Source organism: Cyclobacterium sp. SYSU L10401 (assembly GCF_010993705.1).
Classification (GTDB): domain Bacteria; phylum Bacteroidota; class Bacteroidia; order Cytophagales; family Cyclobacteriaceae; genus Cyclobacterium.
The window spans coordinates 214141-240081 of the sequence record NZ_WOFO01000002.1 but is presented as its reverse complement, the minus strand read 5'-3'; the positions used below and the strand labels follow the sequence as shown (position 1 = coordinate 240081).

Sequence of the window (25941 nt, the reverse complement as noted above, 5' to 3'; positions counted from 1 at the left end):
AGCATTGGGTTTGATTTTGGTTTTAAAATCCCTTTTTTTGAATAATAAAAGATTAAAATACAAGTTATGGAGAAGTACTTATTGCCCCACAGTTCGCTGGAAATATCCCGCTTGATTTTTGGTTGTTGGGCAGTAGTAGGAGGCTTTAACTGGGGACCACAGGACAAAAGGGATTCCCTGGCGGCGTTAAAGGAGGCCTATGACCAGGGGATCACCACCTTTGACACGGCGGAAGCTTATGGAGCAGGTGCTTCCGAAAACCTGCTAGCCGAAGCTCTTGGTAAAGAAAGAAAGCGGATAGAAATTGCTTCCAAGGTAGGGCCCGGGGATTTTTTGCCTCAGGATCTGATCAGTGCCTGTGAAAGAGGGTTGAAAAACCTAAAAACAGATTTCATAGACCTGTACCAGTTGCATTGGCCCAATCCGGAAATCCCCCTGGAGGATACCCTGGGGGCACTGCAACAACTCAGGGATCAGGGCAAGATCAGGGCGTATGGGGTATCTAATTTTGGTGTGAAAAGCCTGGAAACCTGCAAAGCATCCGGATATTCCATCAGTAGCAACCAGATGGCCTATAACCTGCTTTTCAGGGCCATAGAATACAGCATCTTGCCCAAATGTGTGGCAGATGAAGTGCCCATACTTTGTTATTCTCCCATCATGCAAGGCTTGCTTACCGGTAAATTTTCCTCAGAAATCGAAGTTCCGGACGACAGGGCCAGAACCAGGCATTTTACCAAAGAGAGGTCCCAATCGAGGCACCAGGATAAGGGATGTGAAACCCTGACCTTTCAAACGATCGGGCAGATAAAGGCCTTTGCTGAAGAGGTAAATATTCCTATGGGAAACCTCAGCCTTGCCTGGCTGCTCAAACAAAACGGCGTGGCAGCGCCTATTGTTGGAGGAAGAAATGCGGAGCAGGTTAGGAGAAACATGGGCACTTTGCAGGTGAATCTTACTGCTGATATGGTGAATCGACTTGAGGAAATTACGGCCCCTCTGAAAAAAGAGCTTGGCCCAAATGCGGATCTTTGGCAGACGGATAGCAGGGTGGTATAACCTCTCGTTCCCCCGGACTGAAGCCAAAATATCAGATGGAGTGTATCAGTTTCCCTGGACAAGGGTTTTGTGTTGGAACACTTAATTCATTTTAGATGTAAACGTATTAAAATTGAAGGAAAATAAGCAAATGGCATAATTTATGTTCCATGGTTATCGTATTTTAACTTATTTTTTATTCTTCTAAACTTAGCGGAAACATGTTTGAATTAGGCAAAAACGAAATTAAATTTCTTTACAACAGCAAAAAATTGGAGGATAAGGAAGCTTATGCCTATGCTTTAACCCTGCACAAACATGTAATCAACGAATTGGACATTTCTAAAAATGACATGACCCCAACACAGGTTTCGGAATTGGCCAATAAACTGAATAAAAGAATAATTGATCTTTTTGACAAGGATTCGGAATATTTCAAAGATCAGATTCAGGGGAAAAACATAGTAGAATCAGACCTTTTAACATTATTGATCAAGGAAAAATCTGCGTTGAAAACACCCATTTTAATTTCAGAGGAAAAGGCTGAGGTTTTGGAATACCCGAGGGATACGATTAAAATAGACATGGTGTTCAATGCAATAAAGGAGGATTAGCAATCTCCCTTTTCAATTTTGTCAGGTGGTTTTTAATGATTTGGAGATTTCTCTTTCTGAGGTAATTTTTTTAAAACACCTGAATAGCAATAAAAGGCAGAAAATTTCAAATACGGTCAATATCACCAAACCGGGTAAAGCAGGTTGTTTCATGGCTGATTTTTGATTTGATTTCTCAGGCAATAAACAGAGTTTTTTTTAATTCGACTTGAATAAATCTTGATTTTTTCCCGACATCCACCCGACATTTAATTTTTGAAACAAGGCATACCTCCCCGGACCAGTAGTAAAGCTTGCCTGTCAAACAAGGTGTTTTTTTTCCGGCAATCCTCATAGGAAAATTGTTATCATAAAATTTAAAATCACGGTTAAGCATTTGAATTAACCATAGTTTTGCTCTGATTCAATGGTTCAATTAACAAAAAAAAATTCAACCGTGATGTTATTTTCCCGGTGGTTTTGTCAGGATAATGTAATCTGCCAAGGATTGAATCGCTTTGAAATCCGGGTTTTGGAAATCCGGTGAAGGGAAGGAGGATATGGTAATAATTCTTAGATTTTTTTTTCTTTGCTTTAATTCATTGACCGTTCCTAATCCCTCATCGCTATGGAATCTGCCCGTAACGTGCAGGATTTTGGTTTTCCGGTTTTTGCGCCAGGATTGAAGAATGCTTTCGGCCATGGTAGCATCCCTGAGCAATTGCGCATTAAAATATCGGGGTCCCATGTGCTGGGCATGTTCCCCCATAGCCTCATGGAACTTTATAAAATAGGCATCCTCTTTACCCGGGGGCTGGAATAAGGCAAAATAACTTTTGGCCTTTCGGTCCAGTAATGCCAACGCACCCAAACCCTTTCTGCTAACCATATTCGCATACCTTCCGGGAACATTGGCAGCCGATACCAGCTGGTCTTTTTCTTGGGCCAGGTTGACCAGTGGTGCATAATCCCGATAATTGCTCCAGGCCCGGCCCTCTTCTACAAGTTTGGCTTCTGTAATCAACCCGGAAAGGTACTCGTCCATGACAAGCTGAACATCTCTTTCAAACATCTCCAGGCTCAAGGTCACCTTCTTATGTTTTGCAATCAAGCCCTGGTACAGCTTTTTCTGCAATACGTGGGTAATGCTGTCATCATGTTCCTCACCGAATACCAGGATTTGGGCTTTATCCATAGCAGCTATAATTGCCGGTAGTTCTACGGTTTCCCCGGTTTCTGCGGCCACTATTTTCCATGGGTGAACAGTGTTCTGTCGAGCATTTATGGCATAGGGAAGTGTACAAAAGAATAGGAGTATGAGCGATTTTTGCATGTCAGGTTCCTGAGTTAAGGTTCGAAAATAAACAATGTGGAATAATTTTTCCCAAAGCAATTTATCTTTTTAGTGATCTGGTGGTTTTGATGCATGGTTTCTCCTGGTTAAATTGTACCCCTAATGGAAAATATGCCATGAGCAATAAACCATTTACCAGACAAATAAGGCGATTGCACCCCGTAGAGGACCATGAAAAAATTGCCTTTTTGCTTTCTTTCCACTGTTTCCCCTGGGATATGGAGAAAGCACTGGAATTTGCTTTGTTCCGGACTTTTGCCGTGCCCTCCATTTCCAGACTACTGGCTGCTACAGGGGAATTTACAAATAGGACCCGGAAGCGCTATGATGATACAGAGCTGATCCTTTATGAAATATTGGAGCACGGAAAAGACAGCCAGCGGGGTAGGGCCGCCATTGAGCGCATGAATGCCATGCATGGGCGGTTTAAAATTCCCAATCAGGACTACCTCTATGTGCTGTCTACCTTTATTTTTGAACCCATCAGGTGGATGGATAGCTGGGGCTGGAGGCCATTTACAGCGATGGAAAAAGAAGCGATTTTTGTTAACTACAGGGAGTTGGCCAAAAGCATGGGAATTCGGGAGGTTCCGACAACTCTTGAATCGTTTGAATCCTTTAACCTGGAATATGAAAGGGAGCATTTAACTTTTCACCCATCCAACCGGCTGCTGGGGCAAAAAACCTTGGATTTGCTATTGGGTTTTTATTTACCGGAATGGCTTTTTGTACCGGGGCGGTACCTGGCTTTCTGTTTGATGGATGTACCACTCAGAAAGGCCATGGGGTTTCCGGATCCACCGAAATCCTTACAGTTGCTGGTGAAGGTAGCGTTGAAAACAAGGGCGTTTATTTTAAGCGTTTTGCCTGAGAGGAAGCTGCCCCGCCTGGGCACCCAAAGAAAGCGGGATACCTATCCGGAGGGCTATGAAATAACCCAGTTGGGAACCTTTAAATCTGGCAGGTAATCCTTACTTAACTTTTTTCCCTGCCATAGGGACAGTGCCTGCAGCCATTGCTGCAACAATAGCCCCTAAGCAGGTGGTATGCCTTGGTGAAAACCATTAAAGGCCCTTCATAATAATAATGAATACCTTCCTGGAGTAAATGGGCCGGAGGAAGTTGATTTTTCTTGCTCATGGCTATTTGATACGGTAATCCAGTTTCATGGTGATGGAGGCAGTCTTTGCTTTTGAAGAGGTATTGAAAGTTCCTCCCCAGGAATAGTCTTCACCTGAGTTTTGCCCGGTAATTTGAAAAATACCCATATTGGCTGTAATCAGTTTGCCCAGCGTAGCTCCGGAGTTTTCTGCAATTTTTTCAGCTCTGATTCTGGCGTCTTCGGTGGCCTCGGATATAAGTTCAATTTTGAGGTCCGCCAGCTGGGTGAAATAATACCTGGGGGCCTGTGAATAAAATTGAATTTCCTTGTTGAGCAACTCGGTAATTTCACGCGCCATTTTCTCTACTTTTTCTACCTCTCTGGATTCTATGCTGATCGTTTGGCTCAAGATATATCCCAAAAAAGTCTCCCCCATATATCGTCCCTCATTGTTATACTCAGCCCGGGTATTTTGTCTGGTTTGCACGGCACTGAATACGATTTCCTCAGAAGCAATTCCTTTGGAATTAAGGTATTCGGTTACGGCCTTTCGGTCGGCTTCGAGACCTGAATAAGCTTCTCCCAGCGAGTTTGCTTGTTTCTCAAATATACCTTCCCATACAATCAGATCAGAAATAAAATCAGTTTCACCCAGTCCGGTAACGGAAATTTTGGTCGCTTCAAGACTTCTCTTCCGGTAGGCATTACCCAGAACAATGGCAGATCCCAGGATGGATAAGGCAAAGATAATCGCAGTTAGGTGTTGTTTCATGTTCAGCACTTGTTAGTTGGTAAATTTCGTTAAAAACAGAGCCATTTAAAATTTTTTTGCTACAAATAAAATGGCAGATAGAATTTTAAACTGATTTTATCAAAATATGACTTTTATCATATTTGAGCCTAAATATAAATCACTGTTCTACTTAGTCCCATGATTTAGATTTGTAAAAAAAAGACAGGCTCATGCAAACCAAGCTGGACACTCAATTTTCTTTTCCCGGTGACATCATTACAGCTCACACCAATCTCCCCCCGGATCAGGATTTCGGTGCACATGTTGGCAGCAAATCTGTAGGGAAAAATTTATTACCGAACGCCACCGTACGACTGTATACGGCTCATTTGCCTAAAGTGTTGGACTGGCTGCATGGTCTGGATCATCCCAAAAATCTTGAAAACGAACCCTGCGATATACCAGTGCTCCTTTACGATCGTGAATTATCTTTTGAGCGCCTGCTTTTTCATTATGATGGCAGTCCCTCTTCGGCCAGGATCATCAAACATTTTCTTGCGCTTTTTGCCCCTAATATTCAGGATAGCAAAGCCACCATCATTTCACCTGCATTTATACCCAGATCCAAATTAAAAGAGGAACAAGAAATCATACAGGAAGTAAGCAGCCATATCGCAGAAACTTCATTTATCAAATTTAACTTCAATAGAATCGGGGATTTTTGGTCCTATGCTGTTAAGCATCAATGTACTATTTTGGTTACCTCAAAGAATAACCAGGCGGACCTGGCCAAAGTATTATTCCATTTTTATAAAGGCGGCATGTGGTATGACAGGCTTTCATTTTATTTGGCCAATTAAATCACTATATTAAATGATCTTTGTCATGTTTTTAGCTTTGAAGGTGAATTAAATTGCCGCCAAATGGATAATACATCTACCCAAAAGGAAAAAAAGCAGCAAACTTCCTGCTATCATTGTGGTGAACCCTGCGAGGGAGATGGACTTCGTCATGAGGGAAAAGATTTCTGTTGTACCGGATGTCGTACGGTATATGATGTGTTGTCAGAAAATGACCTGTGTGATTACTATGATCTGGCCGATGCACCGGGTAATACTCAAAAAAATCAGTCAACCAGAAACAACCGGTTTGACTATTTGGAAGACAAGGACGTTTCAGGGAAATTGGTTGATTTCCAGGACGATGAACAGACCCATGTCACTTTTTACGTACCCATGGTCCATTGCGCTTCCTGTATTTGGTTGCTCGAAAACCTGAACAGGTTGCACGAAGGTATTATCTCCTCCAGGGTAGATTTCCTCAAAAAAAAGGTTCAGGTTAAGTTTCAGCAGGACCTGATCAGCCTGAGGGATACTGTGGCCCTTATGGCAAGAATAGGATATGAACCACGGATCAACCTGTCTGATCTGGATGTCAGAATAAAGCCAAAAACAGACAGGAAGTTGATCTACAAATTGGCCGTAGCTGGTTTCTGCTTTGGAAACATGATGTTTTTCAGCCTTCCTGAATATTTTTCCGAAGCTGAATTATTGGAGCAGGGTTTCAAAGAGTTGTTTCAATACCTGAATGTATTGCTTTCCTTACCGGTATTTTTCTATGCTGCTACCGATTATTACCAATCGGCTTGGCTGGCTTTGAAAAACCGAACCGTAAATATGGATGTTCCTATAGCCATTGGAATCGTAACCCTATTTGCTTACAGCTTGTTTGAAATATTTTTAATGGGGCAGGAAGGCTATCTGGATACCCTCGGAGGCCTACTTTTCTTTTTATTACTGGGCAGGTGGTATCAGCAAAAGACTTTTGATACCCTTTCTTTTGACAGGGATTACACGGCTTATTTTCCCATTGCGGTGACCAGATTGAAAAGAGACCAGGAGGAAGTTATTCCTTTAATGAAGGTCCAGGTAGGTGATATCATCAGGGTTAGAAATGAAGAACTGGTGCCTGCAGATAGTATTTTATTGGACCAGGAAGCTGCTATAGATTATAGTTTTGTGACTGGTGAGGAGGTGCCTGTTGGCCACCGAAAAGGCGCGCTGATTTATGCTGGTGGGAGGCAAAAAGGCCCGGCCATCAACCTTGCGGTTCAAAAATCACCTTCCCAGGGATACCTGACGGATCTGTGGAACCACGAAGCTTTTTCCAAAAATGAGCAAAAGGATTCTCTGGCCTCTCTGGCCAATCGGATCAGCGGAAAGTTTACCTTTACCATTTTATTGATTGCTTGTAGTGCTTTGCTTTATTGGAGCATGCATGACCTATCTATGGGTATCAAGGCTTTTACTGCTGTCCTGATCATTACCTGCCCCTGTGCGCTGGCCATGTCCACACCATTTACCTTGGGGAATATCATGCGGATATTTGGTAAAAGTGGCTTCTATCTGAAAAATTCAGAGGTAATCGAAAACCTGGCTGAAGTAAATACCTTGGTGTTTGATAAAACAGGTACCCTCACCTCACCAGCCAATGCCAAAATAAGGTATGAAGGGGAAAAGCTTTCAGATGAAACGCAAAGGGTTTTAAAAGCTTTAGTGAGTTATTCGGTTCATCCTTTGAGCAACCGGATAAACCGCTGGTTGGGGCAGGTTGCTCTTGCTGATTTGGACGCACTGGAGGAAATCCCCGGTAAAGGGCTGAGGGCGGTTTATAAATCTCAAAAGATTGCTCTTGGGTCAGCTTCTTTTTTAGGTTTACAGCCTGATGATAAAATGAGCTCAAGGGGTAATAAAGTTTACTTTTTCGTAGAAGGAGTTCATTTGGGGACGTTTTTCATTGACAGCGGTTTCAGGAATGGAATGGGTAAGATGGTGCAGGAATTAAAAAATAATTTCTCTGTTCACCTGCTTTCAGGAGACCTGGACCATGAAAGGCAGTTTTTGGAGAAGGAGTTGGGCGATGAAATATGCATGCATTTCCAGCAAAGCCCTGCTGATAAACTGACCCATATCCAGGGTCTTCAGCATTCAGGTAAGCAGGTTTTGATGGTAGGGGATGGATTAAATGATGCCGGGGCACTCAGGGTCAGCCAGGTAGGCATTGCCGTCAGCGATAATATATCCCATTTCAGTCCGGCCAGTGATGCCATTCTGGATGGAGAAAGGCTTAGCCAATTGCCCCAATTTCTGGATTATGCGAAAGCCGGCAGAAAGGTGATCAAAAGTAGTTTTGCACTGAGTTTTACTTATAATGCAGTAGGAATTTTCTTTGCCGTTCAGGGTTTGGTAAGTCCTGTATTATGTGCTATTTTAATGCCTGCAAGTAGTATCTCAGTGGTTTTGTTTACCACTATGGCTACCAATTTCCTGGCTTACAGAAGAGGATTGAACCATAAAACCCCGGACACATGGAAGTAATTTTTGTATTGATTGGCGTGAGTTTACTGTTGGCAGGCGGTTTTTTGTGGTTGTTTTTTAAGGCCATGAAAAGTGGCCAATTTGATGACCAGCATACCCCAGCTATCAGAATATTATTTGAGCAAAAAGTAAAAAATAAAACAAATAAAAAAACACCTAATAAATCGAAGTGATATGTCAGGAACAACACTTGAACAGTTTAGTTACGATAACAAGATCGTAAAATACTTTGGTGCAGCGACCATTATATGGGGTTTGGCCGGAATGCTCATAGGGGTACTTGCTGCTACCCAGTTATTCCTTCCCGAGGCCAATCTGGGAAATCCTTACACAACTTTTGGCAGGCTCAGGCCATTGCACACAAATGCTGTCATTTTTGCATTTGTTGGGAATGCCATTTTTGCCGGTGTTTATTATTCCATGCCCCGCCTATTGAAGGCGCCGATGTGGAACAAGACATTGAGTTGGTTTCATTTTTGGGGCTGGCAGGCCATCATTCTGTCTGCGGTCATTACCCTTCCTTTGGGCCTGACCTCCTCCAAGGAATACGCTGAACTGGAATGGCCCATTGATATCGCCATTACCATTGTCTGGGTAGCTTTTGGTGCCAATATGATCGGTACCCTGATCAAGCGCAGGGAAAAGCACATGTATGTGGCCATTTGGTTTTACCTGGCCTCCTTTGTGACAGTAGCAGTACTTCACATTTTCAATTCCCTTGCTTTACCCGTGTCCCTTTTCAAAAGTTATTCCGCCTATGCAGGGGTTCAGGATGCTTTGGTGCAATGGTGGTATGGACACAATGCGGTGGCATTTTTCCTGACTACCCCTTTTCTGGGCCTGATGTATTATTACCTGCCCAAGGCGGCCAACAGGCCGGTATATTCCTATAAATTATCCATCATCCACTTCTGGTCCCTGATTTTTATCTATATCTGGGCAGGACCCCACCATTTGTTATACACAGCCCTGCCTGAATGGGCCCAGGTGTTGGGCGTTGCTTTTTCTATTATGCTGATTGCTCCATCCTGGGGAGGAATGGTAAATGGACTTCTGACCCTTAGAGGTGCCTGGGATAAGGTAAGGGTAGATCCGGTACTGAAATTTATGGTGGTGGCCGTTACGGCTTACGGCATGGCTACTTTCGAAGGCCCCTTACTTTCACTTAAAAATGTCAATGCTATTGCCCACTATACCGACTGGATAGTAGCCCATGTTCATATTGGGGGACTGGGTTGGAATGGCTTTTTGACATTTTCCATGCTGTATTGGTTGTGGCCGAAAATGTGGAAAACGAATTTGTATTCCGTAAAATTGGCCAATACCCATTTCTGGCTGGGTACCATGGGTATCTTGTTTTACGCATTGCCCATGTATGTGGCGGCCCTTACCCAAAGCTTGATGTGGAAAGAATTTGGGGATGCAGGCAGGTTGGCCTATCCTAATTTTTTGGAAACCGTCATCCAGATTGTCCCCATGTACATGCTGCGGGCTTTTGGAGGACTGCTTTATCTCTCCGGAGCCATTATCATGGTGTATAACCTGGTCAAAACCGCCGCATCCGGGGTTTTCCAGGAGGAAGAGGCAGATGAGGCACCAGCCCTGGCCAAACATGTATCTACCAAGGGTGAGTTTTGGCACAGAGCATGGGAAAGGAAACCTGTTTTCTTTACCATCCTGGCTACCGTGGCCATCCTGATCGGTGGGGTGGTGGAAATCATTCCTACCATTCTCATTAAATCCAATGTGCCTACGATTAGCAGTGTTACCCCCTATACACCACTGGAATTGCAGGGAAGGGATTTATATATCTCTAATGGTTGTGTGGGCTGCCATTCCCAAATGATACGGCCATTTCGTTCTGAAACGGAGCGTTATGGTGAATACTCCAAAGCAGGTGAATTTGTATACGATCGGCCTTTCTTATGGGGATCCAAACGTACCGGACCTGACTTACACCGGGTTGGAGGTAAGTACCCCGACAGCTGGCATTACCACCACATGGTAGATCCAAGGACCATGTCTCCCGGCTCCTTAATGCCTCCCTATCCCTGGATGACCACCAATATCATGGACCATAGCAATATTGGAGCAAAAATAAGGACCATGCAAAAATTAGGTGTTCCCTATCCTGAAGGATATGACGAAACTGCTATCAAGGACCTGCAGGCACAAGCCAGCGAAATCGTAGCAGGACTTCAGGAATCCGGGGTAGAAGTATTGCCTGATTCAGAAATTGTGGCCCTTATTGCTTACTTACAGCGCTTGGGTACGGATATTAGTAAAAGCACCGCAACTAACCCTTAATTCTTAACAGTTATGCAAAAAGAAATTTTAAGATCGATTGAAAATATTGAAATATATCCCATTATTTCCCTGCTTATATTTGTGATTTTCTTTGTTTGCATGTTTTGGTGGGTCATCCGCGTGGACAAGCAATACATAGACAAAATGAAAGAGATGCCTTTGAAAGATGAAACTCAAAAAGATGAATCCTATGAAAACGTATAAATTGATTGTAGCTACGCTGGTTGGCATACTGTTGACTTTTCCGGGTTTGGCTCAGGAAGCAGAAGAAAGTTGGACCGCCCAAATGCAGCAACTTGATAGCAGCCAATTGACCTTGTTATTGATTATAGGTATCGTGTTGTTGTTGATTGTCATCATCATGGGGGTCATGCTATATCTGCTTTCCTTTTTAATGTCCGTCATCCGGCAGGATAATCCTGCACTGGCGGCCCAACCTTCCTGGTGGGAAAATTTTAAGGAAAAATTTGTTACTGGCAAAATGAAACCTATAGAGCAGGAAGCAGATATTCAGTTGGACCACAGTTACGATGGAATTGTGGAGCTGGATAACTTTATGCCTCCCTGGCTGAAATATGTATTTTACCTGAGTATCGCATTTGCTGTTGTTTATTTTGTCAACTACTCCGTTTTGGGTATAGGAAAAACACAGATGGAGGAATACGAAGAAGAATTGGCAATAGCCGCCATGGAGGAAGAAGATAGAGGAGCTTCCATGCTGGCAGCAATAGATGAAAATTCGGCACAGTTTGACGCTACCGAATCCAGTATTGAAGCCGGAGGTGAATTGTATGCCGGCAATTGTGCTGCCTGCCATGCCATGGATGGAGGGGGAGGCGTAGGTCCTAACCTGACAGATGAATATTGGATTCATGGTGGTGACATCAAGGATATTTTTTCCGTGGTGAAGTACGGCGTAGTGGAAAAAGGCATGATTCCCTGGCAAGACCAGCTGAGCCCCGAGCAGATGCAGCAGGTATCCAGTTATATACTTACCCTTCAGGGCACCACTCCTGCAAATCCCAAGGAACCGCAAGGAGAAAAATTTGAACCGGCGATTGAGGATCCCCTGGATGCTCTTGGAGGAGATGAACTGGGTGCTGAACCTGTAGAATAATCAGTCAACCGTTGGGTCAGCATTTCGAAACCTGATCCAACGGCTATCTTCAACGAAGAATAGAGGAAATAAAATGGCCAATAAAAACGAGAATCTTAATCCGGAGAAGTTCAGAGATGCCCTGGGTACTGTCAATAAGGAGGGCGGACGCAATTGGGTTTATCCGAAAAAGGTTTCCGGTAAATTTTATCAGTGGAGAACGTATTTTTCCTGGTTGTTGCTGGGTATTTTATTTGCCGGGCCTTTCATTCAGGTAAATGGCAATCCCTGGTTGTTATTCAATATATTTGAGCGCAAATTTATTATTTTTGGTGCCGTTTTCTGGCCTCAGGATACCTATCTGTTGATTTTTTTATTGCTGATTTTTGTGGTCTTCATTATTTTGTTTACCGTGGTTTTCGGTCGTGTATTTTGTGGCTGGGCCTGTCCGCAAACCCTGTTTATGGAAATGGTGTTCCGCAAAATCGAGTATTGGATAGAAGGAGACGCCAATCAACAGCGGAAACTCAATGCCATGCCCTGGAATGGAGAAAAGGTCAGGAAAAAAACCTTGAAAATGTCCATTTTCATTTTGATTTCCCTGCTCATTTCTCATACGGTGATGGCTTACCTTATCGGTATAGACCAGGTGAAGGAAATTGTCATGCAACCCCCTGCTGAAAACCTGGCTGGATTTCTAGGTTTGATAGCTTTTACCGGGATATTTCTCTTTGTCTTCTCCTGGTTTAGGGAGCAAGCCTGTATTGTAGTATGTCCTTACGGCCGCCTGCAGGGCGTCATGCTGGACAACCAATCCATCAATGTAAGCTATGATTATGTAAGGGGAGAACCCAGGGGCCCCATCAGAAAAAACAAGACGGAGGACCAGGCACTGGGAGATTGTATCGATTGCACCCTTTGTGTTCAAGTCTGTCCCACGGGTATAGACATTCGTAATGGGGTACAAATGGAATGCGTCAACTGCACCGCTTGTATGGATGCCTGTGACGACGTGATGGAAAAAGTGGAACGCCCCAAAGGTTTGATCCGTTATGCATCTGAAAATAGCATACAAAAAGGAACTTCAAAATTAATTACAGGTAGAGTAAAGGCTTATTCGGCTATTTTGCTCCTGTTGATTACCGGATTTGTGGGCCTATTGAGCACCCGAACCGACCTGGGGGCCACAGTAACCCGTTTCCGGGGCATGACCTACCAGCAAAGGGAAGGCGATAGAATTAGCAATTTGTACGAACTAACACTGATCAACAAAACCTTTGAGCCACAGGAGGTGGATTTGGTTCCGGAAGACCCAACCATTACCCTGGAAAGGGTAGGAGATACCGATTGGAACCTGGAAGGGCAAACCAAATTTGAAGGACGTTTTTTCCTGGTAAAGGCGCAGGCCGACATGCAGGTGCCTCAGGAAAGTATTGTGCTGCTTTTGCAGCAAAATGGTCAGACCATTGATAAAATTGAAACCAATTTTATGGGACCCGTGAAAAAATAAATGAACTTTAAATCTAGAAAATATGAATTGGGGAAATGGAATAGTATTGGTCTTTGTTGTCTTTGTGGCTATCATGGCAACGATGGTGACCATATGCATGAAACAGGATGACCTGCATTTGGTGACTGAGAATTATTATGAAGAAGAAATCAAATACCAGGATCACATTGATAAGGTCAGTAATTCCCTTGAATCCACCAAAGAGGCCATGAGTTTTGATGCCCACAATAAAATGCTGAATTTAAATCTTCCAGTTGGTTCCAAGGGAGAATTACATTTGTTCAGGCCTTCGGATGCCAGGTTGGACAAAAAAATGGAAGTCAATATCCAGGATGCCAACGTCAACTCGGTAGATCTGAAAACCTTATCTCCGGGTTATTGGAGGATAAAGTTAAGCTGGGCACGGGAAGGGGTTGATTTTTATGAGGAAAAGAAAATAGATATTTAAATGCTGTGGACCGCCTTTTTATGGGGATTTTTAGGGTCTTTTCATTGTATTGGCATGTGTGGACCGATAGCCCTGGCACTGGCAGGGAAGGACCGGAACAAATACCTGTTAAACAAACTCCTTTACAATTCGGGTCGTACCCTTACCTATACCGTATTAGGCGGATTGGTAGGCATGCTAGGGTTTTCCCTCGCCATGGCAGGGATACAGCAGTGGCTCTCTATTCTGATGGGTGCCGTGATTATCAGCATGGCTTTTTTTTACAGGAAATCTGAGAAGTGGATAGCCGGATCCGGACTATCAATAGTTTTGATCCGGTTGAAATCCAAGTTAGGCCGTTCCATTAAAAGGGGAGGCCCCAAAGCCTTTTTTTTCTCGGGTCTGTTGAATGGGTTGCTGCCATGTGGCATGGTATATATGGCCCTGCTCGCATCACTGGCCATGCAGGGACCGGTTTCCGGTATGGTTTACATGTTGTTTTTTGGATTGGGTACCATTCCGGTCATGATTCTTCTAATGCTGTCAAAAAATATTTTCCCGCTTGGATTCAGGCTGAAGATGAATCGGCTCCTGCCTTATTTTGCGATGTTTATCGGTGTTTTGTTTGTCATCAGAGGTATGGGTTGGGGGATACCTTTCTTGAGCCCCACCTTAGGTTTACCCACTACTCAGGCTACAGAAATGGTGGATGGAAACATTACCCACTGTGATTGATCATTGGTCATTACCACATGTTCAAATCATTTGCCGAAGGGTTGCTATCTTTTTTGAACAGGTAATCAATCAGCGCAAATTCGTGGGTTTGGCCAAATAAGAGGTAGCTCCGGGTTGAAGGAAATTCATAAATATAACCTAATCTGATTTTGTCAAATAAAACCCCAAATTGCAGGTTACTGGCATAATCAAAACGAAGCCCTCCACCAATCCATAGTTTATTCATTAACAGGGTTTTTACATTAAATTCAATATTGTCCGGTAAACCTTCCTGACTACGATAAAACCCATTGATAATCAGTGAAATTTGAGGAGACAAAGTTTCCCTGAATCCTCCCTGAATGAGGTAAACAACAGGTTTTCCATCCATAAAATCCTCCCCTCCAGAAATGCGCCCCTTATTTACATTGTGCATGGCATAGGAGAAATAGTATGATTTATGGGTTAAGGCCAATCCCAGATTAAAATCGAAAATCTGCATGTCGGAGAATCCACCCAAATACTGCCCGATCAGCGGATCCCCGGCTTGCTCGCTGGTCAAAGCATTGCCATCCAATCGGATGGTTTGATAATTCAAACCGGCACCCAGCCTTAATTGGTGGCTGGCACTTACCCTTACCCCGCTGGCGTAGGAAGCCAGAAAGGTTGTTTCTTTGAATGCCCCATAGGTATCATGCAATAAATTAATGCTTTAAGCACTATTTACTGCCCAGAAATCGTTGATCCCATCCCCATTTGGAGTAAAGGTATTGGGTACAAAAATTTCCTCCATGGCCATTCGGAGTCTGTTTAGCGTAAAGGTTTCGAAAATGGTATTTCCCGCACGATCGGTGCTGCTAACTTCTACCGTAAACGAAGTTTTACCTGGTAATGCCTCCTGGCTGTCCCAGTAAAGCGTATTCCCTGAGAGGGCAAAGTAGCGGTTATCCTCTGAGGAGCCTGTCAAGGCGTACCTATGAATGTTGTCCTGGGGGTCTAATGTTTCGAAGGTGCCGATTGGCGTACTTGGGTCAATATTAGCCGGGAATTCCTGTCCGGAAAACTCAATGGCTTCGGGAAGTGCTTTGTCTTCAATTAAGATGTTTAACATCACCTGTAACTGATCCGGGTTTTGAATGTTCCCCATTTCAAGCCTTCCAGAATACTGGTATAATCCTGCAACCCTGCTGTCAAACACCGGAATCTCCCATTGTACAGGTAGCGGCACATCATCGCCGCTATTGAGCTGACTTTTTACCGATTCAGGTAAAGAAAGGCTTTCCAATGGACTGTTCCATGGGATGGAAACCAAATCCGGATTTTCGATACTGGTAAGATTATGGTTCAGCAGTCAAAGCCTGCATTGGCCTCATTTCCACCTACATCTGTCGCTGAAAATTGAACCTGAATTATCTGGGAATTGGTATAGACAGTTCCCGGAGCAGGCGATTGGACAAAGCCAGATATTTCGCAGTTGTCTCCGGCTGAAGCCACTGCTGTAAAATCGGGTAATTCATAGGCTCCATCTAAATAATAGGTTTGGTCTCCAGGTAGGTCCTGAATAAAAGGAACTGTTTGGTCTTCAATGAGGACTTCCTGAGTTTGCCTGCTTTGATTGCCATTTCATCTGTTTATAATTTTTTTTTATTGGTCAGATGGAATCTTTGACGATTAAAATAATCATTGCCCTGTGTGTTTAATGATGATTTTAATCGTGTCGATTTCATCTGTTTAAAATTTTTTAAGCGGCCATAACTTGACCCGTACCGAGGGTCAGGGATGAATCTCATCATGGTAATCATACCTGGGTTTGTCGCCTCCGTCATGCCCGATGTCATATAATTAAAAGTCTTGGAATCAAGGAAAAGAATTCCCCGAAAAATGATCAGAGAATTCCTTTCAAAATGATTAGCTTCTGGAAGGATAAATTCCCTCGATACAGATGATAAAGTTTATTCCTGAATAAGGAGGCATCTGATCAAATGCCTGACCTTGGCCGGCAGTTCCAATCGCCTGTGCATTCATTTGGGTGTTGGCAGAATTGTCATAAGCATTTACAGGTACCATTGGACTTGAACGATCCAATTGCACCTGACTTAAGGCAGGGAAATTATTCTGCGGGGTATTGCTGTTTCCTCCTCCTGAATTGGCGGAAAAAGAATGGTTGTGTGGAGGCATATTGGCTACAGTAAGCGTGGTGCTTTCTTTACCTCCCTTTTCTCCCAACTGCCGGTTGGAAAGCCCGGGACCCTGAGCAGGTCCGATGGGTACCCTTCCTCTCAGGTCAGGTAAAGCAAAATTGGTTCTGCCATCTCCTCCATACGTTGTCCCTAAAATCGAAAATAATGCCTGGTTCTGGCTGATGGCTAAAAGTTGTCCGTTGCAGAATGCATAACCTCTGGGAGCGAAGTTGCCGGCAAACATTTTTATTGTGCCCATTAATTCTTCCATAATAATTATTCTAAAGGTTTTAGTTAAAAGAAAGCTAAATATAAATTAAAAAAATTAACATTTAGAATAGGTTAAAATGCTAATTTTCAACCGCTTGCATTTGGTTATATAAAATGGTTTTTTGAATCATAAAAAATGTTTTTTATCAAAAAATAAAGTCTAAACTTTTTTTAAAAGCTTTAGTGGTAGACTAAAATTTTGGGATTATTTTAAATTGGCATAGGTTGATCTCTCAATTTTACCTTGGTTTAAAAAAGCCCGGTTTTTGGTGCCTATTAAGAAATATTGACCCTTGTATTTTTGGGTTTGCCGAATTTTAAACGCTACTAATGTCTTTTGAATGAAAGGGCCCGCTATGGTGAACCGAAATAAATAGGAAATCATATTTGCTAACAAAGTAGCCATCCGAACTTTGAGCCCATTCAGGTCCATGACAACCAATGCCAGACCAGGTGGAAGCCTGCAACCGTCCAGAATGAAGAAAAAGACCCAAAACATGGGTGTTGTGTCGGGATGGTTTATTTTGCCGTCCACCCCCCGTCTACGGTAAGCATAGATCCAGTCATGTAGCTGGCGGCTTCACTGGCAAGGAATATGGCGGCTCCCTGAATTTCTTTTAATTTCCCCCATCTGCCAAATGCCGTTGCTCCAATGATGAATTTTTTAGTGGCAGGGTCATCTGCCACCGGAATATTCATTTCTGTCAAAAAAGGTCCGGGACAAATGCCATTCACATTGATATTGAAAGGAGCCAGTTCTATGCCTAAGGCTCTGGTCATTTGTACCACGGCGCCTTTACTTGAAGTATAGGGTGTCCTGTCCGCCAATCCCACCAGTCCAAGTGTACTGGCCAGGTTGATAATCTTACCTGAGCCCGCAGTCTTCATACGGGGGGCGACCGATTTGATGCAAAGCCAGGTTCCGGTCACGTTTACAGCCATTACCTGGTTAAAATCTTCCAAACTAAGTTCTGCTATGCTTCCCCGGATATTGATCCCGGCACTATTGATCAATATATCAATTTGTCCGAATGCCTTCATGGCAAAATCAGCCATGGCTGCTGTTTGTTCCTGATCGGTAATGTCTGCAGCAAATGAGAGGGCCTCAACACCAAATGCCTCCTTGATGGCTTCAGCACTTACCTGCCCATCCTTTTCCTTCCGGTTTACGATAAGCAAATCTGCCCCTGCAGAAGCGAGCCCGGCTGCCATGGCCAGGCCAAGGCCTTTCGAGCCACCGGTAACAATGGCTTTTTTGCCACTTAAGTCAAATAGTTTGATTCCCGGGAGATTATCTTTCATGTTTCAGCTAAGTTTTATTTAAAAGTTAAGTGGATTGGCCCAATCAGCCAGAATAGTAAACAGGCCGAAGGCAGGATACCAGAATCAATTATTGATGAGCTGGTTTGACATCTGATACTTTACCCGTTTAACAATTTTACAGGCCTAATCTATTATATCAGGTGTGAAAGTTAAGCATTTTATCGTCAAATGATAAGCTGTGCCGTTAAAATCCGGAACCTTTGGAAAAGGGAATCAAGTCGTAAAAAATATTGACTTTCCGTAAATGTTGTCGATAAAAAACTATTTTTGCCAGTCTAATGCTATCTTGGCAATATTTATTTTCAGTCATATCTTATGGATCAATTTAAAGCGTTTAAATCAAATTTCGGTTGGCTAACGACCGTTTTATTCATTTTTAACCTGCAGGCCCATGCACAGACCGTTTTCAGTTTTGACAATTTTGATGGATTTGAAAATCCAGGTAAAACCTGGAATATAGTGGGGGAAGCCCGGGCAGATATCCATGAAACGGGACAATTGAGGATTTCCAAAGGAAGTGGTATCCTGGCCAATGTGCCTACGCAAAAAAATAAAGGAGAAGACCTGTATACCAAAGCTTCCTATGGAGACATGGACCTGGAGCTGGATTTTTTGATGGCTAAAGGAGCCAATTCAGGTATTTACCTGCAGGGCATGTACGAAATCCAACTTTTGGACAGCTGGGGCAAGGCAACACCCGGTTCGGGTGATAATGGAGGTATTTACGAACGCTGGGATGATTCCAGACCAAAAGGTCAGCAGGGATATCAGGGTTATGCTCCCAGGCAAAATGCGAGTAAAGCACCCGGGCTTTGGCAAAACCTGAAGGTGTCCTTTCAGGCCCCCAAGTTTGATGTCAACAACAAAAAAGTTGAAAATGCTAAGATTATTTCGGTAGTGCTCAATGGGGTTACCATCCATGAAGAAGTGGAGCTTTTTGGTCCGACCCGAGGAGCAATGGCTACAGAGGAAATGGCCAGAGGGCCTGTCAGGATTCAGGGAGATCATGGAGCAGTAGCGTTCAGGAATTTAAAAATTACCAGCTACGACAATCCAAAGCCTGTACTCAGTGATATTGCTTTTGACTTGTACAAGGGAAGATTTGAAAAGGTACCGGATTTTTCTCAATTGACAGCAGATAGGAGTGGACAAATCGATAGGCTGACAGCAAATATCAGGGGAGCTGATGAACAGTTCTTGATCCGGTATCAGGGGAATCTGGAAGTGGAAATTGATGGAAAATTCAGGTTTAACCTCTCCGTTCCAGGAGGCGCAGGTAGCCTGGCCGTGGGTGATGAGCAGGTGATTGCAGCTTCCATGGGCAATCTTTCAGGAGAACACCAACTGACAGCAGGTAAATATCCTGTAGAAATCTTATATGCTAAAGTTCAGGATTGGATCCAACCTGGCATAGCCTTGGAAGTTTCCGGCCCGGGTATCCGTCCTTTTCAGCTTTCTGACGGTGCTTTCAGCAGTTCAACCGGACCCGATCCCATTCTGGTCGATCCAAATGAAAGGCCTGTATTGAGAAGTTTTATGGATATCCCTGATGGTCCCAGGATTACCCATGCGGTTTCTGTCGGATCTCCGGAAAAAGTCCATTATACCTATGATATGGATTGGGGGAATTTGGTACAGGTTTGGAGGGGAGACTATTTGAACGCAACTCCCATGTGGAATAGCCGGGGTGATGGGTCTTCCAGGCCTTTGGGATCGGTTACTAATTTTGGCAATCCTGCCTTATCCCTGGCTCACCTTCAGACCATCGAACAACCCTGGCCAACGGACACCCTGGGAAGTAATTATAAAGTCAGGGGATACAAAATCCTTTCCAACGGCCATCACCTCCAATTTACGTTTGAAAGCTATGGCGCGAATGTATCCGATGAACTGGAAATCCTGGCCGATGGGCAGGGTATAAAAAGGGTGCTGACCATAGAGAACGCCAAAGCCAACACCTTTGTACGGCTGGCACAAGATGGTCAGATAAAAGATTTGGGAGAAGGGTTATTTGTAATCGGGGATCAATCCTATTACATCCAGTTGGGGGAAACAAACCAGGCCAAGCCTGAAATCAGGTCCATTGATGGGAGAATGGAATTATTGGTACCTGCCCGGGAAAACATGGAATATCTTTTATTGTTTTAATACCTAGATATAGAGATCAAATGAAATTCAATAGCAATCAAATACCTGTTTTATTCCTCCTACTGATGGGGATCATGGTTTTGCAGCCTGCCAATGCCCAGGAGTCACCGATGGAAGAGGATTATTTCAAAATTCTGAGGGTCAAGGCACCAGAAGGTACTTTACTGGAAGTGGGTGGGCTGACGGTCATGCCCAATGGAAACCTTGGGGTAGCCACCAGAAGAGGTGAGGTGTATGTGGTGGAAAACCCTACCGGACCCAGACCCTATTTTAGAAAATTCGCCTCCGGGCTACACGAAATCCTTGGTTTGGTTTACAGAGATGGTGCATTTTATTGTTCCCAAAGGGGAGAGTTGACCAAATTGGAAGACCTCAACCAGGATGGAGTGGCTGACCATTACGAAACGATTTACAACTGGCCTGTTTCCGGGCACTACCATGAGTACAGCTATGGTCCGGTCGTGGATGAGGAAGGGAATTTTTATGTTTCCGGAAACGTCGCTTTTGGCAATGAGGAATGGTGGAGAGGAGAAAGCCGGGTACCCTACAGGGGTTGGATCATGAAAATCAGTCCGCAGGGAAAGATGGAACCCTGGGCAACGGGCATGCGCTCCCCTGCAGGACTTGGGTTCATAGATGGCAGGCTTTTCTACACGGAAAACCAAGGGGACTACATGGCATCAGGGGGATTATGGCACATCAAAAAAGGTTCTTTCGCGGGTCATCCTGCCGGATTGAGGTGGACGGGCTTGAAGGACTCACCCCTGGACCTCAGTACAGAGGCATTTGATGCGGTAGTGGATCCCAGAAAGGTAAAGAATGAGCAAGGCAGGTACATCAAACCAGAAAATGTGACCAATGAAGACTACCTGTCCCTTTACCAGGCCAAGGAAAAACTGCCTGAAATAACCTTACCAGCTGTTTGGTTTCCTTATGGGATTCACGGAATTTCTACTTCCGAACCAATTAAAATTCCAGAGGGATATTTCGGCCCTTTTGCCGGGCAGTTGCTGGTAGGTGATCAGGGGCAAAGCAAAATTATGCGGGTAATACTGGAAGAAGTAAACGGGGTACTTCAGGGAGCAGCCATTGATTTCAAAAGTAATTTCCGTTCTGGTGTGCTGCGCATGGCCTGGGGTCATGACGGGTCCCTTTTTGTAGGTGAAACCAACCGGGGTTGGGGTTCTGCCGGTGATGCCAATGAAGGGTTGGAGCGCCTGGTATGGAATGGGGAGCTTCCTTTTGAAATGAGGAATATCAAAGCCATGCCGGATGGTTTTGAGATAGAATTTACCCAACCTGTGGACAAGAAATCGGCTGAAGACCTTGCCTCTTATAGCGTGCAAACCTTTATCTATAAGTACCATCCTGTCTATGGGAGTCCCCCGGTGGCCAATAAAATGGCTAAAGTTCAGGGGGTACAGGTTTCGGAAGATTTGATGCGGGTAAGGATTAAAATTGACGGCCTGACCCAATACCATATACATCACCTGCAATTGGATGGGATCAGAGAAAGAGATAATTTTTATTCCCTGGTGCATCCTTCGGCCTATTACACACTGAATGAAATTCCTGAAGGCAAGATGCTGGCAGACAAAGACATGAGTACCTATCATTCTTCCGGTCAAAAGGATAGTACCGAACCAGCTAGTGTTAGCCCGCAGGCAGTATCTTCGGATGAGAATGAAGAAGCGCAACCGGAAAGCACAGACAATATTGACGAGGCCCTGGTGAGTGCACTGCTTTCCAAGCACACTTGCATTGCCTGCCACAACAAGGATTCCAAACAAGTTGGTCCAGCCTACAGAGAGGTGGCCAAAAAAAATTACAAAGCAGAGGAGATTGTAGCTTTGATCCATACCCCAAAGCCTGAAAATTGGCCGGAATATGCTACTCCCATGCCTCCCATGCCTCACGTGCCGGAAACAGAAGCATTAAAAATAGCCCAATGGATCAATTCACTCAAATGATAAAAAAACAGCCTGCCTGGGGGCTGTTTTTTTATTCCTGTATTTTTTAAATTTTTCTTTTTACAAAATAATAAATTATTATTATTTTAATATGTATAATAAATATTTAAGTTTTGAATATATTGTTTTTGAATAAACTGTTTTTTTAAAGCTTTTTATTGAGCTAAGTATTTGAGTTAGAGATTATTTTATTTTTGATTGAATTAAATTCAATAATTATTTTTTCTTATGAAAAAAAATTGTAGAATTGCTCAAACATTTAAAATAAGATCTAAGTTTATATTTAGCTTGAAATTTTAAATGTTGCTCCTATTAATAAACCTAATCTAAACCAATATGAAAAATCCTTCTACTCACCTTTTTTTGGACTGCCCTGGTTTTCTACCTGAACACAAAATTTCAGTCCTGCTGGAATAGAGATCCTATTAAAATTTATTGAAAATTCTGAATCTGCTTTAATGCTTTCTGATGCTATAAATGGTTATGGTTCGGTCGCTATTAAAATAATCATTTTGTTATTCTTCAATACCAATACTTAAAAATTTAATTAATAATTCAATTTTATACTTTAAACTCAATAATTTGCTTATGTCAAAAATCTACAAGTTATGCAGTATGGCACTGTTGGTTCTTATGGTAAATTCGGCTGCCGTCTTTGCCCAGATAGAAGTGACAGGTACTGTTTCGGATGATTTAGGAGAGCCGCTGCCGGGTGCTGCGGTTTTGGTAAAAGGTACCGCTAACGGTACAGTGACAGATTTAGATGGTGAATACACCATCACCGTACCCAATCAGGAAGCCACCTTGGTCTTTTCCTTTCTGGGTTTCACCAATTTGGAAGAAGTGGTGGGTAACAGAACTTCCATTGATGTTCAATTAGAACAGGGAGTCAGTGGTTTGGATGAAGTAGTCGTGACAGGTTATGGTTCTCAATCCAGAAGAGAGATTACCGGTGCTGTTACTTCTGTGGATTCAGAAGAATTGTTATCTATTCCGGCCACCACCTTTGCCCAGCAATTGCAGGGTAGAGCAGCCGGAGTCACGATCGTCAATGACGCCACTCCGGGAGGAGGGGCTACTGTAAGGATCAGGGGCTTTGGTACCATTAACAACAATGATCCTTTATATGTCATTGATGGTGTGCCTACCCAAAATCAGGGTAATTTGAATCCAAATGATATCGAGTCCATTCAAATTTTGAAAGATGCTTCTGCAGCCTCTATTTACGGTTCCAGAGCAGCCAATGGGGTAATTATCATTACGACCAAAAGAGGTAAAGTAGGCGAGCCTACGATTGCTTTTGATGTTTTTTATGGTACCCAAAAAGCTGATAGGGGCCCTGATCCACTGAATGCAACAGAATTGGGTGAGTATCTGTACCTGGCCAATGTTTATGCCGGTAGAACGCCTAGCCATGGTCAGTATTCCTGGGGACCTAACGGTGAAGTAACTATTCCAGATTATGTATTTCCAAGCCGTGGTATGGAAGGTGACCCTGAGGTAGACCCCAGTTTATACGCCTTGGAGCCCGGAAATATTTATCCCATTACCAGGGCATCCGATACCGACTGGTGGTCAGAAACCACAAGGTCAGCCCCTATCCAAAGTTACCAGGTCACTGCCAATGGAGGTACTGAAAATGGAAGGTATGCCCTTTCTTTAAACTATTTCAGTCAGGACGGTATTGTCAGGGATATAGGTTATGACCGGTATTCCGTAAGGGCAAATACTGAGTTCAAGGCTTTAAAGAATCGTTTGACCATTGGTGAAAACTTATCCGTTACCGTAGGAAATCGTAAAGGAGGATTCGGAAACGGTTCTGCAGGAAACAATGCAGAGCAGAATGCCGTATTCAGTTCTTCCCTACAGCATCCATTGCTCCCTGTTTATGATATCATGGGAAATTATGCAGGAAGTAGGGGAGCCAATTTGGGTAATAACTTTAACCCGGTTGCGGTTTTGGGTAGGGCCAGAGATAACAGGAACCTTTCCCTGAGAGCATTTGGTAATGTTTACGCCCAAATAGATTTGACAGATAATATTAATGTCAGGTCCAGCTTTGGTGTAGATGCCAATAACCGACGTGCCCTGTACATCGGAAGACCTCAGCCGGAATACGTTGAGGGTAACTTTGTAAACAGTTCAACCTCTGAGAACGAATATTCCTATCAGTGGGTATGGACCAATACGATCAGCTATACCAAGACCTTTAATGAAGTTCATGCTTTTGATGCTTATTTGGGTATAGAATCCATAAAAGAATTTGGTGAGATTTTTGGTGCGGCAAGACAGCGTTTTGCCTTCGAAACAGTTCCAATCATTTCTTATCTGGATTTAGGTGATCCGAATACAGCAACCAACTTCGGCAGGGTAGTCAATGATTACAGGTTGTACTCACAATTTGGTCAGTTAAATTATTCTTATGACGGGAAGTATCTGGTTCAGTTCATTTTAAGAAATGATGGCTCATCCAGATTCCTGGCGGCTTCCAGAAATGCCACTTTCCCTGCTTTCAGTTTAGGTTGGAGGTTGTCTGATGAAGCAGTCGTTGCGGAAGCGCTTCCATTCGTTTCTGACATGAAATTGAGGTATGGTTGGGGAAAAACTGGTAACCAACTGATTGGAGATTACAATGCCTACACTACTTACAGGTCTAACATTTTCAATGCCGGCTACCCGATCGATGGTTCTACCTCTACACCTGCTTTGGGTTTTGATGCGCAGAGATTCGGTAATCCAAATGCAAGATGGGAAGCGACAACTTCCAATAACCTTGGATTGGATGTTGAATTTGTTGACGGAAAATACTTCTTCGAACTGGATGTTTGGAATCGGGTAACTACCGACATGTTGTTTCAGACGCCCATCAATTATGGACATGGTGATGCCACTGCTCCTTTCTTCAATATCGGACAAATGACCAATAAAGGTATTGATTTGAACTTGGGTATGAATGATACAGCCCTGGGCGGTGAACTGAGATATGGTGTTTCTGCGAATTATTCTATGTACAGAAATAACGTAGACAACCTGGCCGAAAATGATGATAATGTTCTTTTTGGAGCCTCTACCAGGGTGCCTTCTGTGACCATTACCCAATCTGGCTTCCCCATATCTTCCTTTTTCGGATACAATAACCTGGGCATTTTCCAAACCGAAGAAGAGGTAAATGCACACCCTCCCTATGGCAATTACAATGCTGTGGGTAAGTTTAAAGTTGAAGACGTGAATGGTGATGGTGTCATCACAGATAGTGACAGAACGGTGATCGGCAATCCCCATCCTGATTTCGTTTATGGAATTAACCTTAACCTGGGGTACAGAAATTGGGACCTGACTTTATTTGGCAACGGATCTGTAGGGAATGATATCTTTAACTACATCAATTACTGGACAGACTTTAATACATTCCAGGGAAACAAGTCTAAAGCGGCTTTGTATGATGCCTGGCAGCCAAATAATACCGGAGGAACCCTGCCAATCATGGATGCCAACGACCAGGTAAGTAGCCGTCCATCAAGCTACTTTGTAGAAGATGGTTCTTATTTCAGGATGAGAAATGCACAGCTAACCTATAACTTACCTGAGGCTACGTTGAGTAACCTGGGGATGAGCAGGGCTTCCATTTATTTTCAGGGACAAAATCTCTTTACGCTGACCAAATACACCGGTACAAACCCTGAGATACAAACTGGAAGTAACAATACCGTTGGATTTGATGGTGGTTATATGCCTGTATCCAGAAACTTGATTTTGGGAGTAAACGTGACGTTTTAATCAACCACAACTTAAAGAAGCA

General features: G+C 43.5%; 22 protein-coding genes. 15 read left to right on the top strand and 7 right to left on the bottom strand.

What is annotated here, in order from left to right:
* The first annotated feature begins 66 nt into the window (after positions 1-66).
* Positions 67-1059, top strand: a complete 993-nt coding sequence (locus GL182_RS06040; RefSeq protein WP_163378762.1) for an aldo/keto reductase — start codon at positions 67-69, stop codon at positions 1057-1059.
* Positions 1060-1259: 200 nt separating this feature from the next.
* The gene (locus tag GL182_RS06035) at positions 1260-1652 is read left to right on the top strand and encodes an arsenate reductase family protein (protein WP_163378761.1); all 393 of its coding nucleotides are present in this window, start codon (positions 1260-1262) and stop codon (positions 1650-1652) included.
* A gap of 442 nt (positions 1653-2094) precedes the next feature.
* Here GL182_RS06035 and GL182_RS06030 read toward each other — a convergent pair whose 3' ends face one another.
* Positions 2095-2964 carry a ChaN family lipoprotein gene (locus GL182_RS06030; RefSeq protein WP_163378760.1) on the bottom strand — a complete coding sequence of 290 codons (870 nt, stop codon included), beginning with the start codon at positions 2962-2964 and terminating at the stop codon, positions 2095-2097.
* 137 nt (positions 2965-3101) lie between these two features.
* Here GL182_RS06030 and GL182_RS06025 point away from each other — a divergent pair, with 137 nt between their 5' ends.
* Positions 3102-3953: an oxygenase MpaB family protein gene (locus GL182_RS06025; RefSeq protein WP_163378759.1), complete on the top strand. Its 852-nt coding sequence runs from the start codon at positions 3102-3104 to the stop codon at positions 3951-3953.
* A 7-nt stretch (positions 3954-3960) separates the two neighbouring features.
* Here the strand turns inward: GL182_RS06025 and GL182_RS06020 are convergent, their stop codons facing one another.
* On the bottom strand, positions 3961-4125 hold the full coding sequence (locus GL182_RS06020; RefSeq protein WP_163378758.1) for a DUF5522 domain-containing protein: 165 nt from the start codon (positions 4123-4125) through the stop codon (positions 3961-3963).
* A 2-nt stretch (positions 4126-4127) separates the two neighbouring features.
* The gene (locus tag GL182_RS06015) at positions 4128-4859 is read right to left on the bottom strand and encodes an SIMPL domain-containing protein (protein WP_163378757.1); all 732 of its coding nucleotides are present in this window, start codon (positions 4857-4859) and stop codon (positions 4128-4130) included.
* A 191-nt stretch (positions 4860-5050) separates the two neighbouring features.
* Here GL182_RS06015 and GL182_RS06010 point away from each other — a divergent pair, with 191 nt between their 5' ends.
* From GL182_RS06010 to GL182_RS05970, 9 genes are all read left to right on the top strand, one after another.
* Positions 5051-5680, top strand: a complete 630-nt coding sequence (locus GL182_RS06010; RefSeq protein ID WP_163378756.1) for a hypothetical protein — start codon at positions 5051-5053, stop codon at positions 5678-5680.
* A gap of 63 nt (positions 5681-5743) precedes the next feature.
* Positions 5744-8197: a heavy metal translocating P-type ATPase gene (locus GL182_RS06005; RefSeq protein WP_163378755.1), complete on the top strand. Its 2454-nt coding sequence runs from the start codon at positions 5744-5746 to the stop codon at positions 8195-8197.
* Positions 8188-8370, top strand: a complete 183-nt coding sequence (ccoS, locus tag GL182_RS06000) for a cbb3-type cytochrome oxidase assembly protein CcoS (RefSeq protein ID WP_163378754.1) — start codon at positions 8188-8190, stop codon at positions 8368-8370. Before GL182_RS06005 ends, ccoS begins: the two co-directional genes overlap by 10 nt.
* A gap of 1 nt (position 8371) precedes the next feature.
* Entirely contained in the window at positions 8372-10504 is a 2133-nt protein-coding gene (ccoN, locus tag GL182_RS05995; RefSeq protein WP_163378753.1) for a cytochrome-c oxidase, cbb3-type subunit I, read from the top strand.
* A gap of 12 nt (positions 10505-10516) precedes the next feature.
* A complete protein-coding gene (locus tag GL182_RS05990) occupies positions 10517-10708 on the top strand; it encodes a cbb3-type cytochrome c oxidase subunit 3 (RefSeq protein ID WP_163378752.1) in 192 nt (63 codons plus the stop codon).
* Positions 10695-11621, top strand: coding sequence for a cbb3-type cytochrome c oxidase N-terminal domain-containing protein (locus GL182_RS05985; RefSeq protein ID WP_163378751.1), 927 nt, complete (start codon positions 10695-10697; stop codon positions 11619-11621). The genes GL182_RS05990 and GL182_RS05985 overlap by 14 nt, the downstream gene beginning before the upstream one ends.
* Positions 11622-11694: 73 nt before the next feature.
* Entirely contained in the window at positions 11695-13110 is a 1416-nt protein-coding gene (gene ccoG, locus GL182_RS05980; protein ID WP_163378750.1) for a cytochrome c oxidase accessory protein CcoG, read from the top strand.
* Positions 13111-13132: 22 nt separating this feature from the next.
* Positions 13133-13558 (top strand): FixH family protein, encoded by a 426-nt coding sequence (locus tag GL182_RS05975; protein ID WP_163378749.1) that lies wholly within the window; start codon positions 13133-13135, stop codon positions 13556-13558.
* Positions 13559-14272 carry a sulfite exporter TauE/SafE family protein gene (locus GL182_RS05970; protein WP_163378748.1) on the top strand — a complete coding sequence of 238 codons (714 nt, stop codon included), beginning with the start codon at positions 13559-13561 and terminating at the stop codon, positions 14270-14272.
* Between the two features lie 10 nt (positions 14273-14282).
* On the opposite strand, the gene GL182_RS05965 is transcribed toward GL182_RS05970, so the two are convergent.
* The 4 genes from GL182_RS05965 to GL182_RS05950 form a co-directional block, all read right to left on the bottom strand.
* Positions 14283-14951, bottom strand: a complete 669-nt coding sequence (locus GL182_RS05965; RefSeq protein WP_163378747.1) for a PorP/SprF family type IX secretion system membrane protein — start codon at positions 14949-14951, stop codon at positions 14283-14285.
* 12 nt (positions 14952-14963) lie between these two features.
* Complete coding sequence (locus tag GL182_RS05960; RefSeq protein ID WP_163378746.1) at positions 14964-15563, bottom strand: Ig-like domain-containing protein; 600 nt, start codon at positions 15561-15563, stop codon at positions 14964-14966.
* A 596-nt stretch (positions 15564-16159) separates the two neighbouring features.
* Positions 16160-16702: a phage tail protein gene (locus GL182_RS05955; protein WP_205603591.1), complete on the bottom strand. Its 543-nt coding sequence runs from the start codon at positions 16700-16702 to the stop codon at positions 16160-16162.
* 518 nt (positions 16703-17220) lie between these two features.
* Positions 17221-18003 carry an SDR family NAD(P)-dependent oxidoreductase gene (locus tag GL182_RS05950; RefSeq protein WP_163378745.1) on the bottom strand — a complete coding sequence of 261 codons (783 nt, stop codon included), beginning with the start codon at positions 18001-18003 and terminating at the stop codon, positions 17221-17223.
* Positions 18004-18339: 336 nt separating this feature from the next.
* On the opposite strand from GL182_RS05950, the gene GL182_RS05945 reads away from it, so the two are divergent.
* From GL182_RS05945 to GL182_RS05935, 3 genes are all read left to right on the top strand, one after another.
* Positions 18340-20172 carry a DUF1080 domain-containing protein gene (locus GL182_RS05945; RefSeq protein WP_163378744.1) on the top strand — a complete coding sequence of 611 codons (1833 nt, stop codon included), beginning with the start codon at positions 18340-18342 and terminating at the stop codon, positions 20170-20172.
* A 20-nt stretch (positions 20173-20192) separates the two neighbouring features.
* On the top strand, positions 20193-22142 hold the full coding sequence (locus GL182_RS05940; protein WP_410492708.1) for a hypothetical protein: 1950 nt from the start codon (positions 20193-20195) through the stop codon (positions 22140-22142).
* A gap of 588 nt (positions 22143-22730) precedes the next feature.
* Positions 22731-25919 carry a SusC/RagA family TonB-linked outer membrane protein gene (locus tag GL182_RS05935; RefSeq protein WP_163378743.1) on the top strand — a complete coding sequence of 1063 codons (3189 nt, stop codon included), beginning with the start codon at positions 22731-22733 and terminating at the stop codon, positions 25917-25919.
* The last annotated feature ends 22 nt before the right edge of the window (positions 25920-25941 follow it).

Bases quoted from the DNA above. Each gene is read 5' to 3' on its own strand.
- GL182_RS05970 (WP_163378748.1), top strand. From the start codon at position 13,559: ATGCTGTGGACCGCCTTTTTATGGGGATTTTTAGGGTCTTTTCATTGT.
- GL182_RS05955 (WP_205603591.1), bottom strand. From the start codon at position 16,702: ATGGAAGAATTAATGGGCACAATAAAAATGTTTGCCGGCAACTTCGCT.
- ccoN (WP_163378753.1), top strand. From the start codon at position 8,372: ATGTCAGGAACAACACTTGAACAGTTTAGTTACGATAACAAGATCGTA.
- GL182_RS06020 (WP_163378758.1), bottom strand. From the start codon at position 4,125: ATGAGCAAGAAAAATCAACTTCCTCCGGCCCATTTACTCCAGGAAGGT.
- GL182_RS05950 (WP_163378745.1), bottom strand. From the start codon at position 18,003: ATGAAAGATAATCTCCCGGGAATCAAACTATTTGACTTAAGTGGCAAA.
- ccoS (WP_163378754.1), top strand. From the start codon at position 8,188: ATGGAAGTAATTTTTGTATTGATTGGCGTGAGTTTACTGTTGGCAGGC.
- GL182_RS05945 (WP_163378744.1), top strand. From the start codon at position 18,340: ATGGATCAATTTAAAGCGTTTAAATCAAATTTCGGTTGGCTAACGACC.
- GL182_RS06035 (WP_163378761.1), top strand. From the start codon at position 1,260: ATGTTTGAATTAGGCAAAAACGAAATTAAATTTCTTTACAACAGCAAA.
- GL182_RS06030 (WP_163378760.1), bottom strand. From the start codon at position 2,964: ATGCAAAAATCGCTCATACTCCTATTCTTTTGTACACTTCCCTATGCC.
- GL182_RS06025 (WP_163378759.1), top strand. From the start codon at position 3,102: ATGAGCAATAAACCATTTACCAGACAAATAAGGCGATTGCACCCCGTA.
- GL182_RS06005 (WP_163378755.1), top strand. From the start codon at position 5,744: ATGGATAATACATCTACCCAAAAGGAAAAAAAGCAGCAAACTTCCTGC.
- GL182_RS05935 (WP_163378743.1), top strand. From the start codon at position 22,731: ATGTCAAAAATCTACAAGTTATGCAGTATGGCACTGTTGGTTCTTATG.
- GL182_RS06040 (WP_163378762.1), top strand. From the start codon at position 67: ATGGAGAAGTACTTATTGCCCCACAGTTCGCTGGAAATATCCCGCTTG.
- GL182_RS05990 (WP_163378752.1), top strand. From the start codon at position 10,517: ATGCAAAAAGAAATTTTAAGATCGATTGAAAATATTGAAATATATCCC.
- GL182_RS05975 (WP_163378749.1), top strand. From the start codon at position 13,133: ATGAATTGGGGAAATGGAATAGTATTGGTCTTTGTTGTCTTTGTGGCT.
- ccoG (WP_163378750.1), top strand. From the start codon at position 11,695: ATGGCCAATAAAAACGAGAATCTTAATCCGGAGAAGTTCAGAGATGCC.
- GL182_RS06015 (WP_163378757.1), bottom strand. From the start codon at position 4,859: ATGAAACAACACCTAACTGCGATTATCTTTGCCTTATCCATCCTGGGA.
- GL182_RS06010 (WP_163378756.1), top strand. From the start codon at position 5,051: ATGCAAACCAAGCTGGACACTCAATTTTCTTTTCCCGGTGACATCATT.
- GL182_RS05985 (WP_163378751.1), top strand. From the start codon at position 10,695: ATGAAAACGTATAAATTGATTGTAGCTACGCTGGTTGGCATACTGTTG.
- GL182_RS05940 (WP_410492708.1), top strand. From the start codon at position 20,193: ATGAAATTCAATAGCAATCAAATACCTGTTTTATTCCTCCTACTGATG.